The following is an 11,940-nucleotide window of genomic DNA, read 5'->3' on the forward strand; positions in this document are numbered from 1 at the left end:
TCTTGCCTCTATCGGCATCATTCAGACGTAGTTGCCCGACATGCTCAAACGCCTTGCTTACCTGGCGCTGTGTGCCTGCGCCCCGTTGCATGCTGCACCCTCAATCGATGACGCGCGCCTTGCGCAGTTGGCCTCTGACCGCTACTGGATCTCCCTGGGGCACTATGAAACCGCCAAGCTTGGTGGCTGGCGCAGCTATGTCGATGACCGGCGTTTCTTCCTCGCCGCAGACGGTGCCCATCACCCCGACCAGGAACTACGTGCCACGCTGCAGGCGCTGTATGCACCGGCGAGCCTCGGTGAGCAGCACGCGCAGTGCGTGTTCCCGGCCCGTACCCGCTGGCTGCGTGAGCAACTGCAACTTGATGATCTTCCGGCGCCAGACTGCAAAGAATTCACACAATGGTTCAAGGACGTCTCGCCGCACAGCGCGGTGATGATCTTCCCTGCCGCGTACCTCAATAGCCCGTCCTCGATGTTCGGTCATACCTTGCTGCGTATCGATCAGGCCGATGTGCAGAGCAACGATACGGCCCTGCTCAGCTACGCGATCAATTTTGGCGCCTACATCGAAGGCAACGACAACAGCATCCTCTACGCCTGGAAAGGCCTGATGGGTGGCTATCCGGGGCTGTTTGCCCTGGTGCCCTATCAGGAAAAGCTCTCCGAATACCGCAGTTTGGAAAACCGTGACCTGTGGGAATACCGGCTGAACCTGACGCCGGAAGAAACCGCGCGCATGGTCGAACACATCTGGGAACTCAAGCAGATCCAGTTCGACTACTTCTTCTTCGACGAGAACTGCTCGTACCGTCTGCTGGAACTGCTCCAAGTGGCGCGCCCGAGCCTGGACCTGACCTCGCAGTTCCCGCTGACGGCCATCCCCACTGACACCGTCAAGGCAGTCAAACAGTCGGGCCTGGTCGAGCGCATTGACTATCGCCCGTCACGCGAGCGCGAGCTGCTGGAACGCGCCAAGCCGCTCGATGCCGCGGAGCAACAACAAGTGCTTGCCGTCAGTGCCGACACCGCCTACCTGCAGAGCCCCGAATTCACCGCCCTGCCCCGCGAGCGCCAGGCGCTGGTTCAGGATGCCGCCTACCGCCTCGAACGCTACCGGGCCAACGGCCAGGAGCGTGACCCGGCACGCACACAACGCAGTTTCGAGCTGCTGCGGGCGATCAACCGTAACCCCGCGCCCGAGTTGGACATCGAACGCCCAGGCTTGCCTGAAGACGGCCATCAATCGCGCACCTGGCAACTTGGCGTGGGGACTCGCGAAGACCGCGCCTTCGCCGAATATGGCCTGCGCATGGCCTACCACGACCTCAACGACAACGCCTACGGCTTTCCCCTCGGTGCGCAGATCGAGATCCTCCAGCTCAAGTTGCGTCAGTACGAGAATAACGACTGGCAGGTGCAGCGCTTCGACCTGGCGACCATTCGCTCGCTGACGCCACGCAACGACCTGCTGCAGCCTTGGTCCTGGCAGGTGAGCGGTGGTCTGGAGCGGGTGCTGGGCAAGCATGACGACGACGTGCTGGTCAGCCACGTCAACGGTGGCGCCGGGGGGACCTGGCAGTTGGCCGACGACATGCTCGGGTTTGCGCTGGGTACGGTGAGGGTTGAGCACAATAACGACTTCGCGCAGTTCATTGCTCCAGCGGCGGGTTTCAATACCGGGCTGCTGTGGCGCAACCCGCTGGGCACGCTGAGCGTTGAAGCCAAGGGGGATTACTTCACCAATGGCGAAGTGCGTCGCAGCTTGAGCCTGAACCAGCAGTGGGAACTGTCCCGCGATCTGGGGTTGCGGCTCAGTGCCAAGCGTGAGTTCAGCCAACTGGCAACCGCGCAGAACGAGGTGATGCTGGAATTGAAGTGGTATCACTACTGAACAATGTAGGAGCGGGCTTGCCCCGCGATTGCGAGCTGTCAGTCACATCGCGATCGCGGGGCAAGCCCGCTCCTACAGGTGCTTCATGGTGATTTCACGTGGCGCCGACAATTCCCCACCTAGACTTATCCACAATGCGTGGAGAGTTCGAAGATGCAGCGGTTTGCTTGGGTGCTGGGCGTAATGGTGTTACTCACGGGGTGCCAAATCACCCATGAGCAGTTGATCGATCAAGGCTATCCACCGGCGTACGCCGATGGCTTTCAGGACGGCTGCAGCAGCGGTCGTCAGGCCGCCGGGGTGATGGCCGGGGATTTTCGCAAGGACGTGCCACGCTACCTGCACAATCGCCAGTACGAAACCGGCTGGGACGATGGCTTCCGCCAGTGCCACGCCATGCAGGAAAGCCAGGACCAGCAGGATTACCGCGCACGCCACTGGGATGAGCGCGACGAGCAGTGGCAGGAAGAGAAAGACCGCGATGCGGCACGCGCCTATAAGCGCTAGGGACAAGCTTCAAGCGGCAAGAAAAAGCAGTGCGGGCTACGCTTCAATCGCCGAGCCATCAGCCTGCACAGGGAGCTTGTCGTGAGCCGAGCATTCGTTAATGAAGACCACGCCGCTGCTCAAGCCGATCAACCGGTCGAGCGCCAGATCAGCACACAACCCAACTATGTCACTGCCCAGGGCCTTGCTCAGTTGCAGCAGCGGGTCAGTGAATTGCACGCGCGCCACAACGAGCTGCAAGCTCAAGGTGAACACGCCGACAAGCAGCAACTGGCCGACACAGAGCGCGATCTGCGCTACTTCAATGCGCGTGTACAGAGTGCCCTGGTGGTGCCAAAGGCCAGCGCTTCAGATCGCGTGCAGATTGGTAGCGGTGTGACCTTTGTCGATGAGCACAACCAGACGCATCAGGTGCAACTGGTCGGTGAAGATCAGGCCGATGCGGGCAAGGGCCTGATCAACTGGGGCTCACCGCTGGGCCGGGCGCTGCTGGGGGCTGCGCCCGGTGATGAGGTGTTGTGGCGACGACCGGCAGGGGATCTGTCGATCGAGATCGTCGCCATCACCCCAGAGGCTTAAACCACGCCTTGGGCCAGCATGGCATCGGCGACTTTGACGAAGCCGGCGATGTTGGCACCTTTGACGTAGTTGATACGGCCGTTTTCTTCGCCGTAGTGCACGCAAGCGTGGTGGATCGACTGCATGATGTTGTGCAGTTTGCTGTCCACTTCACCGGCGGTCCACAGCAGGCGCATGGCGTTCTGCGACATTTCCAGGCCGCTCACGGCCACGCCGCCAGCGTTGGAGGCCTTGCCCGGAGCGAACAGAATACCTGCCTCGATGAAGATATCCACAGCATCGAGGGTGGTTGGCATGTTGGCGCCTTCAGCCACGCAGATGCAGCCGTTGCGCAGCAGGGTGCGGGCGTCTTCGCCGTTGAGTTCGTTCTGGGTGGCGCACGGCAAGGCGATATCGCATGGCAGGTTCCATGGGGTCTGGCCCTTGCGGAACTCCAGGCCAAAGCGCTCAGCCAGCTCGCTGATGCGCCCACGCTTGACGTTCTTCAGTTCCATCAGTGCATCCCACTGCTCGTCGGTCAGGCCGGCTTCGCAGAACAGGGTGCCTTCGGAGTCAGACAGCGAGATCACTTTACCGCCCAGGTCCATGACCTTACGCGCGGCGTACTGGGCCACGTTGCCGGAACCCGAGATCGCGACGCGACGACCGTCGATGCGCTGGTCCTGACGCTTGAGCATCTCTTCGGCGAAGTACACGCAACCATAGCCGGTCGCTTCCGGGCGGATCAGGCTGCCGCCGTAGGTCATACCTTTGCCGGTCAGTACTGAGGTGAACTGGTTGGCCAAACGCTTGTACTGGCCGAACATGAAGCCGATCTCGCGAGCGCCGACACCAATGTCGCCCGCCGGAACGTCCAGGTCTGCGCCGATGTGGCGATACAGCTCGCTCATGAAAGCCTGGCAGAAGCGCATGACTTCAGCATCGCTCTTGCCCTTCGGATCGAAGTCCGAGCCGCCTTTGCCGCCGCCCATTGGCAGCGAGGTCAGGGAGTTCTTGAACACCTGCTCGAAGGCCAGAAATTTCAGCACGCCAATGTTGACCGAAGGGTGGAAACGCAGACCGCCCTTGTACGGGCCGATCGCGCTGCTCATCTGGATGCGGTAGCCGCGGTTGACCTGGACCTTGCCAGCATCATCAACCCAGGAAACGCGGAACAGGATGGCCCGCTCAGGCTCGACCATGCGTTCGAGAATACCGGCTTGCAGGTAATGAGGGTTAGCCTCGAGGAAAGGCCAGAGGCTACGTAGCACCTCTTCAACAGCCTGGTGGAATTCAGGCTGGGCAGGGTCGCGCTGTTTCAGGCGCGCAAGGAAGTCTTCGACGGATTCGATCATGTAGACATTCACCAGATAGAGTTGGACTTATGTTTTTTTCCCAACTTTACCAAGAACCGCTCGCACTGGAACAGGGCGCCATGTCGTTTTTATGAAATTTATTGGTGCATTTGTATAAGTGTATACATTCTCTGTAGGAGTGGGCTTGCCCCGCGAACAATTCCACTGACACACCTAAATCGCGGGGCAAGCCCGCTCCTACAGGGCCGAAGAGGCGAAAAAAAACGGGGCCCACAGGCCCCGTTTCAGTGCAAACCCCGAAGCGTTATGCCAGTTTTTTGTGCCGTACCCGGTGCGGCTGGGCAGCAGCTTCGCCGAGGCGCTTCTTGCGATCGGCTTCGTACTCGGTGTAGTTGCCTTCGAAGAACACCGCTTGCGAATCGTCTTCGTACGCCAGGATGTGCGTGGCGACACGGTCCAGGAACCAGCGATCGTGAGAGATCACAATGGCAGCGCCAGGGAAGTCCAGCAGGGCTTCTTCCAGCGAACGCAGGGTTTCTACGTCGAGGTCGTTGGACGGTTCGTCGAGCAGCAGGACGTTGGCGCCTTCCTTGAGGGTCAGGGCCAGGTGCAGACGGCCGCGCTCACCACCGGAGAGGTCTTTGACGAACTTCTGCTGATCGCCACCTTTGAAGTTGAAGCGACCAACGTAGGTACGCGACGGGATTTCATAGGTGCCGATGCGCAGTTGGTCGGAACCGTCGGAGATTTGCTGGAACACGGTCTTGTTGCCGTCCAGGTCTTCGCGGCTCTGGTCAACGCAAGCCAGTTGTACGGTTTCACCGATCTCGATGCTGCCGGAGTCCGGCTGTTCCTTGCCCATGAGCATGCGGAACAGGGTCGATTTACCGGCACCGTTACCACCGATAACACCGACGATGGCGCCTTTTGGCATGCTGAACGACAGGTTGTCGATCAGGACGCGATCGCCATAGCCTTTGGTGACGTTCTTGAACTCGATGACTTTGTCACCCAGTCGCGGGCCAGCCGGGATGTAGATCTCGTTGGTTTCGCTGCGCTTCTGGAATTCCTGCGATTGCATTTCTTCGAAGCGTTGCAGACGAGCCTTGGATTTGGACTGACGGGCCTTGGCGCCTTTGCGCACCCACTCCAGTTCCTCTTTCATGGCCTTTTCATGAGCCGACTGCTGCTTGGATTCCTGGGCCAGACGATCAGACTTGGCTTCCAGCCAGCCCGAGTAGTTGCCTTCGTACGGAATACCGGCGCCGCGGTCGAGCTCGAGGATCCAGCCGGCGACGTTGTCGAGGAAGTAACGGTCGTGGGTAATCGCTACCACGGTGCCCGGGAAGTCGTGGAGGAAGTGCTCCAGCCAGGCGACGGAGTCGGCATCCAGGTGGTTGGTAGGTTCGTCGAGCAGCAGCATGTCTGGGGCCGACAGCAGCAGGCGGCACAGGGCCACACGACGCTTCTCACCACCGGACAGGTGCTCAACTTTGGCATCCCAGGCCGGCAGGCGCAGGGCATCGGCGGCCACTTCCAGCTGGCGCTCCAGGTTGTGACCATCGCTGGCCTGCAGAATGGCTTCAAGCTTGGCCTGCTCGGCGGCCAGCTTGTCGAAGTCGGCATCCGGCTCGGCGTAAGCGGCATAGACTTCGTCCAGGCGCGCCTGGGCGTCCTTGATTACGCTGACCGCTTCCTCGACCACTTCACGGACGGTCTTGGTCGGGTCCAACTGTGGTTCCTGTGGCAGGTAACCGATGTTCAGCTCTGGCATCGGGCGAGCTTCGCCGTCGAACTCTGTGTCGACGCCAGCCATGATCTTGAGCAGGGTGGATTTACCCGAGCCGTTCAGGCCGAGCACGCCAATTTTGGCGCCGGGGAAAAACGACAGGGAGATGTTCTTCAAGATTTCCCGCTTCGGCGGGACAACTTTGCCCAGCCGATGCATGGTATAGACGTAAGAACCTGTTTGTCCGTGTTTGTCGCCTTTTGCCATCTTTAAAAACACCTATGAGTCAGATACTGCGCGGCTTTCGAGTATTTTTAGCATGCGTTGCAAAAAATCAAAAAAGTCACGCTTATGATTGAGGCTGCTTTGATTCGTTACTATACTTGAAAACGTTACGTTTTGGAGGCAAGCCGTGGGTCATCAAATCGTAGAGATAAGGGTTGATGGTGCTAGAGGAAAGGTGTTGGTGCAAGAGCACATGCCTGTTTACTACCCGAACCTTTATATGACCTTGGAGCAGTCAGGTCGGGCATTGAACACACAGCACAAGTATTTAGAGCACATCGGAGTGGTCGAGGACTTTCTGGAGTATGAGTCAATTGACCTGATCGCTCGCCTGGAGGAGCGGCCGAAATCTCGCTACTTAACTGATAGTGAGATTTCACGCTTTGTCGCTGACGCGGCATTACACAAATCAACCCTGGACAAAAAATACAGAGGTGTACATCTGACTCCAACGGCCTACAAAACAGTGGGTAGAGTCCATGCGCAGCAGCGTCTTGAAGCCGTACGCGACTATCTCAAATTTCTGTACGAAAAGCTGGGTGACGAGACGACGCGAGATGCCGCCGCCGATGACGTCGAGCGGCGTTTCAATCGCAAGATAAAGGCAGCCAAGCCTGCCTGGAAAAAGGTCAGAAACAGCGACATGAAGGGGCTGACCAATCAGGAGCGAGATCTCTTGTTAGAGATCATGCATCCTGAGAGCACTAAGAACCCCTTTGCAAATGAAGCGTTGAAGCTGCGCAATTATATTATTTTGCTCTTGGGGCTGGATATGGGGCTACGCCGTTCCGAAATGCTTTTGATTAAGCTCGGAGATATTCGGTGGCACAGCAGACAGCTCTCAGTTGTCAATCTTGAGAGCGAGGAAGTCGACCCGCGCACTTTGGCTCCGCAATTCAAAACCCACGAGCGCATACTGGAAATGGGTGACGATCTTATCTTCGCACTGAAGAAATATGTGGACACCTACCGCATCTCTAAAAGGGGGCCGTCTGCGGCAAAAAAACACCCCTTTCTACTGGTATCTCATCGACGCAATGAAGGTAGGCCACTGAGTATCAAAGCCCTTGATGGCATCCTGCCTCGGGTTGGTAAAGTAGTACCTGAACTGATACATATTCACCCCCATATATTGCGTCATGATGCAGTCCACACATTACTTGAAAGCATGCGAGAGGAGTTGGAAACACTTACCCCAGAGGATCGCACGACAAAGGTTCAAAAAGTTCTTACCTATGCTTTTGGATGGAGTTCTGAATCTAATATGCCAAGCCTCTATGGGGCGAAATTCTGGAAAGAAGAAGCAAATAATGCGATGAAAAAGCGCTCTGATAAATTCAAAGCTATCAGAGAAAGTGTCGAGACCAAGTCTGGCAAGAGACACGCAGAATGAGTCTCGAAGTTTCAGCACTTAAGGCCCCCTCACAGGACTCTCTTGATGCGTGGCTGAATACACCTCGCCTTGCCAAATGTGGCGCGTACTTCACTCCCTCTGAACCGATGTGGTGGCCTGATAGGTCATCCCGTAGCTCGATCAACTGGCAAGCCGCAATCGCCTGCGTTTCATTCGATTGGCAACGCTGGCTACACGCCGCCTTGGCTTATCGCATGGCAGAGGTTTCACAGGGAACTAATGGGCTAGTTGCTTCAATTCTTTCGCGTGCTGCGCAGGTGGGACTAAATCCCCTCAATGAGGATCACCTGATTGATTTGCGCGAGCGTTTTAATATGGGGGAGCTTTCCGCACTGATCGGCTTCATGGGATTTTGGCAAACATGCGAATCGCTCGAACAGCGACCTTCGCAAGCCCTGATTGAAGCTTACAACGCACTACGCAAGAAGAAGCGATCCCAAAATGATGTCATCTTGCGCTTGGATCCTGAGCAGGGGCCTTTCATTCAGACTGAGCAAGACGCCCTGCATCAGTGGGCGCATGAACAGTTCTGTCACGGCAATTTAGACCCTGAGCGCTACCTCTATTTACGTCTAGCGATGATCTATGGGCAGCGTGGCTCACAACTACGCATGATGGTTTTTGATGATTTTATCAAAACCGAGCGGGGCTACCTTATACGAATATTTTGGGCGAAGCAAAAAGACAATGATGCGGGATGGCGAACAGCGTCCGAGACCTTCAACTTAGATGAAGATCTTTACGACACGGTACAGGCCTACAAGGCGATTGTTCAAGCTCAACTTGAGCAGGAATATCCTGGCCGAGCCGATTGGAATAAAGCGATCAAGCATGTACCACTCTTTCGCCGTAAGCTAGATCATAAATTAAGGGATAACAAAACAGTTCCCGTAATAATTGACCTCCCTGATCAAAAATCTTTGGAGCATGCCCCCCAGACTCAGTTTCATATTTCCGGCGGAGTTATAAGAGCTTGGTTATTGCAATTGGAGAGCATGCCTGGATTTCCCATCTCTCCGCGGACACATCAGCCTCTCAAAATTTCTAAAGGCCATCGATTCAGACATACGCTCGGTACCGATCTCTCGAACGCGGGACTGGATGAGTGGTCAATCGCCAGCGCACTGATGCACTCCGGTACACGCACCGTACGTAAATACCGAGCAGTATCTGCTGAGTTAATGAAGCTGATTGACGAGAAGATGAGTGATCATCTCGCGATGGTCGTTGGAGCTTTTACGGGCACCATCGTGACGGATCGTGCTGCTGCAAAAAATGGGGATCGTGAAGACCGAATGATTGAAGACCTTGCCGTCTGCGGTGCCGATAAAGCCTGCCACCTGGATGCCCCATTTACATGTTACGGATGCATTAAATTTCAGCCACTCTTTGACGCAGATCACAGCGCCGCACTTGCGCGACTGGAGCGCCGACGCGCACAAACCATCACCAACGATAAAACTACGGGAGTTCTATGGGATCGCGCCATTCTGGCATGTCGCAAGGTAATTCTTGATTGTAACGCGCTACGCGAATCAGGCAAGGCAAGTGTAGTAGACGTATGAGCAATATCATCGATTTTAAACCCCTTAGCCACCTTAAAGCCGCCGCGCAGTTGGATGCCTTTCTCGCTTGGGCAAAAGCCACTTTGCCCAAGGGAACTCTTAACCAACGAGTTCATCCGGGAATTCGTTGGGATATGGACTCATGGCATAATTCGGGAATTAAATCTTGCGCCTTCACCGCACATGGATCACCGAGAAATTCGAATCCAAAAGACAAAAAATATATGCAGCCGGCGTTCATGGATTTCGCCAAAGCGCTAGTTGTATATTACAGGGTATTTCGAGGAAAGAAATCGGCTAAGGACATGCTCTCCGGCGCAAGAATTCTTGAGGTTGCGTTGGTCGAAGTGACTGGTTCAAGCGACATTACGAGGGTATCGGCCGCTATCTGCAACAGAGCTTGTGAAAAACTCAAAGCTGAATTTCCTGATGGAAATAGTGCATACATTAGGAGCAAGCATCTCGAAAAAATAATCGTGCTGATGAGAGATAAAGGATTACTCGCGCATCCCTTTCGATGGACTTCGCCGCTGCAATATAAGAGCTCAGGCACGCTTAAGGAGCAGCAGAGAAGTCGTGAGAAAAAACTACCGAGCCGCGAGTCAATTCAAGCCCTGGGTGAGCTTTTTAATAACGATTTGACCAGTCCGCTAGACATTATAACCGTCTCAGCATGTGCCCTTTTGCTCAGCCAACCTAGTCGCATCGGTGAATTAGCCGATGTTGAGCGCGATTGCGTGTTATTCAAAAACGATGCTGATGGCGGTCATCGCATGTTCCTGCGCTGGTACGCTGAGAAGGGTTTTGGAGCAACGACTAAGCCCGTTATTGCAGGTATGGAGTCTTCAGTGGAGCGTGCCATTAAGCTTCTGACACCGATCACTGATGAGGCCCGCACGTATGCAGCATGGCTCGAAGATCACCCCGACGAATTTCCGCCGCATGAGGGTGTGCCTCTCAAAGGCCAAGATGATCCGCTCTCTTATGATGAGGCCTGTGCGGCGCTTAAGAGTAAGTTTAATAAGCCACATCCAGCGCGGCAAATTTTTGAAACTAAATGGCTTGATTCCTTGGCAAAACGCACAGCATTAAGTCCCGAAGCTCAGGCGGTACTGGATGAGATACGACAAGGGTGGGATACCGGCAACGGAAAGCGAATCTATGTGAACGGTAAGCTCAATCACTATCAGTTTAATGATAAAGCAGACATTACGTTACGCAAACTCAATATCCTTGTCCGCGAGAAGTACCTACCTAAAGACTTTCCGTACACCACGCCCGCGGAAGACGGTAAAAAGCGCGTGAAGTATCGTGACGCGTTGTTTACGGTGCGAACAGGCAGCTTGCCAGATGAGACAAAAAGTGCCGTCGCAATGCAGCGCGACTTTGGAGTGGAGATCGCTGCCAACAACACGCGAATGACAGCACAACTAGGGGGAGCTTCGCAGTCGCAAAGTATTTTCCAGAGACATGGGTACGGCGACCTTAAGGTGAACACACACGCCTTTCGCCACGAACTTAATACGGAAATGCATAGGGCGGGCCTTTCACAACTGCTGATTGATGCGTTTTCAGGACGCACAACTAAGGGCTCGACCTATAACCATGTAACTATTGAAGAACGAACTCAAGCGGTTGCAGCTGCACACCCTAAAACCAAACACAGTAATGCTGCGAAGTGCTTGGAAAATATTAGAACCAATAAACCTCTAACACTCAGTGATTTGATCGATCTTAGCGAGGGAGACCAAGATCGAGTTATCCATAAAACCCATCTCGGTATTTGTATTCATCAGTTTGAGAGTGAGCCGTGCCCCAAAATGGGCGCATGCCTGACTTGTGGAAACCTGGGCTGTGTCAAAGGTGATGATGTAAAGCTAGCCAATCTCAAGGAAGAGAGAGCTTACCTGAAACAGCGCTATGAGAAAGCTGTGGCTGCCGAAGCCGGTAATGTCTTTGGTGCCTCTGAGTGGCGAAAAAAAGTAGGGGGGGATCTAGTCAAATGCGATGCATTAATCAAGCTCTTAGAGAGCCCGGAGCTCAAGAACGGCGACATTGTGTGGAACCTTGATAATGGCTGGAACCTGACCAAGAATGCTGCTGCAATGGCGGGACTTATCGATGCAAAAACAACTGAAGCGCCGAGACACGCAGCGCTGCCCTCCTTAGATGAGCTATCGGCTATGCTAGACAAAATTGAGGTATAGCGATGGGACATTTAACGAAGAAAGACGAAGCACGCATCATCAAGCTAATTGAAGAGTGGTGTGAACCCAAGCTGACCTGGCCTCTTTTAGTCGAGGCCTGCAAAACCAAGCTAAGCATCAGTCGTGCTCGCCAGTCCTTGATGAAGCTGCCAGCTGTAGACATGGCAATGAAGGTTCGCAAGGCTGCGCTCAAAGCGCCAACTGAGAAGCCAGGCTGGGTTAAAGATATCCACCAAGCCAATGAGCGTATCGAAAAGCTGACTGAAGCCAATCAGCAGCTCAAGGCAGTTAATAAGCAACTTCTTGCACGCTTCCTCACATGGCAGGCCAATGCGGATATGCATGGCGTATCTCAAGCGATGCTGGATAGACCGCTGGTGCATTTCAGGAAGTAATACATGCTGTTCTTGCTTGGCTGCAGCGTATCTCGATGGCATTTTTGCCGGGCTGCTCATACCCGGCCAC

The 11,940-nt window shown here is 55.0% G+C and carries 9 protein-coding genes; 7 read left to right on the top strand and 2 right to left on the bottom strand.

Annotated elements, in window-relative coordinates:
• The first annotated feature begins 40 nt into the window (after positions 1 to 40).
• The 3 genes from ACVWSC_RS25175 to ACVWSC_RS25185 all read left to right on the top strand — a co-directional run bounded on the left by ACVWSC_RS25175 (position 41) and on the right by ACVWSC_RS25185 (position 2,980).
• Positions 41 to 1,894, top strand: a complete 1,854-nt coding sequence (locus ACVWSC_RS25175) for an Lnb N-terminal periplasmic domain-containing protein (RefSeq protein ID WP_442109856.1) — start codon at positions 41 to 43, stop codon at positions 1,892 to 1,894.
• 153 nt (positions 1,895 to 2,047) lie between these two features.
• Positions 2,048 to 2,401 (top strand): hypothetical protein, encoded by a 354-nt coding sequence (locus ACVWSC_RS25180; RefSeq protein WP_442109858.1) that lies wholly within the window; start codon positions 2,048 to 2,050, stop codon positions 2,399 to 2,401.
• Positions 2,402 to 2,482: 81 nt separating this feature from the next.
• A complete protein-coding gene (locus ACVWSC_RS25185) occupies positions 2,483 to 2,980 on the top strand; it encodes a GreA/GreB family elongation factor (RefSeq protein WP_442109860.1) in 498 nt (165 codons plus the stop codon).
• Here ACVWSC_RS25185 and gdhA read toward each other — a convergent pair.
• Together gdhA and ettA are read right to left on the bottom strand one after the other, a co-directional pair.
• On the bottom strand, positions 2,977 to 4,314 hold the full coding sequence (gene gdhA, locus ACVWSC_RS25190; protein WP_442109862.1) for an NADP-specific glutamate dehydrogenase: 1,338 nt from the start codon (positions 4,312 to 4,314) through the stop codon (positions 2,977 to 2,979). The two genes, ACVWSC_RS25185 and gdhA, sit on opposite strands and share 4 nt — an antisense overlap.
• 265 nt (positions 4,315 to 4,579) lie before the next feature.
• Positions 4,580 to 6,271: an energy-dependent translational throttle protein EttA gene (gene ettA / locus ACVWSC_RS25195; RefSeq protein ID WP_442109864.1), complete on the bottom strand. Its 1,692-nt coding sequence runs from the start codon at positions 6,269 to 6,271 to the stop codon at positions 4,580 to 4,582.
• Between the two features lie 145 nt (positions 6,272 to 6,416).
• Here ettA and ACVWSC_RS25200 point away from each other — a divergent pair, with 145 nt between their 5' ends.
• From ACVWSC_RS25200 to ACVWSC_RS25215, 4 genes are read left to right on the top strand one after another with little or no spacing between them, the layout of a single operon-like run.
• Positions 6,417 to 7,682, top strand: coding sequence for a site-specific integrase (locus tag ACVWSC_RS25200; protein ID WP_024014373.1), 1,266 nt, complete (start codon positions 6,417 to 6,419; stop codon positions 7,680 to 7,682).
• The gene (locus ACVWSC_RS25205) at positions 7,679 to 9,268 is read left to right on the top strand and encodes a site-specific integrase (protein WP_024014374.1); all 1,590 of its coding nucleotides are present in this window, start codon (positions 7,679 to 7,681) and stop codon (positions 9,266 to 9,268) included. The genes ACVWSC_RS25200 and ACVWSC_RS25205 overlap by 4 nt, the downstream gene beginning before the upstream one ends.
• Positions 9,265 to 11,475: a hypothetical protein gene (locus tag ACVWSC_RS25210; RefSeq protein ID WP_024014375.1), complete on the top strand. Its 2,211-nt coding sequence runs from the start codon at positions 9,265 to 9,267 to the stop codon at positions 11,473 to 11,475. Before ACVWSC_RS25205 ends, ACVWSC_RS25210 begins: the two co-directional genes overlap by 4 nt.
• Before the next feature lie 2 nt (positions 11,476 to 11,477).
• Positions 11,478 to 11,870, top strand: coding sequence for a hypothetical protein (locus tag ACVWSC_RS25215; RefSeq protein ID WP_024014376.1), 393 nt, complete (start codon positions 11,478 to 11,480; stop codon positions 11,868 to 11,870).
• Positions 11,871 to 11,940: the final 70 nt, after the last annotated feature.

The sequence above is a fragment of the Pseudomonas sp. NUPR-002 genome, assembly GCF_056322725.1.

Excerpts from the sequence above, each read along its gene's own strand:
- ettA (WP_442109864.1), bottom strand. The coding sequence starts at position 6,271 with ATGGCAAAAGGCGACAAACACGGACAAACAGGTTCTTACGTCTATACC.
- ACVWSC_RS25210 (WP_024014375.1), top strand. The coding sequence starts at position 9,265 with ATGAGCAATATCATCGATTTTAAACCCCTTAGCCACCTTAAAGCCGCC.
- ACVWSC_RS25175 (WP_442109856.1), top strand. The coding sequence starts at position 41 with ATGCTCAAACGCCTTGCTTACCTGGCGCTGTGTGCCTGCGCCCCGTTG.
- gdhA (WP_442109862.1), bottom strand. The coding sequence starts at position 4,314 with ATGATCGAATCCGTCGAAGACTTCCTTGCGCGCCTGAAACAGCGCGAC.
- ACVWSC_RS25205 (WP_024014374.1), top strand. The coding sequence starts at position 7,679 with ATGAGTCTCGAAGTTTCAGCACTTAAGGCCCCCTCACAGGACTCTCTT.
- ACVWSC_RS25180 (WP_442109858.1), top strand. The coding sequence starts at position 2,048 with ATGCAGCGGTTTGCTTGGGTGCTGGGCGTAATGGTGTTACTCACGGGG.
- ACVWSC_RS25215 (WP_024014376.1), top strand. The coding sequence starts at position 11,478 with ATGGGACATTTAACGAAGAAAGACGAAGCACGCATCATCAAGCTAATT.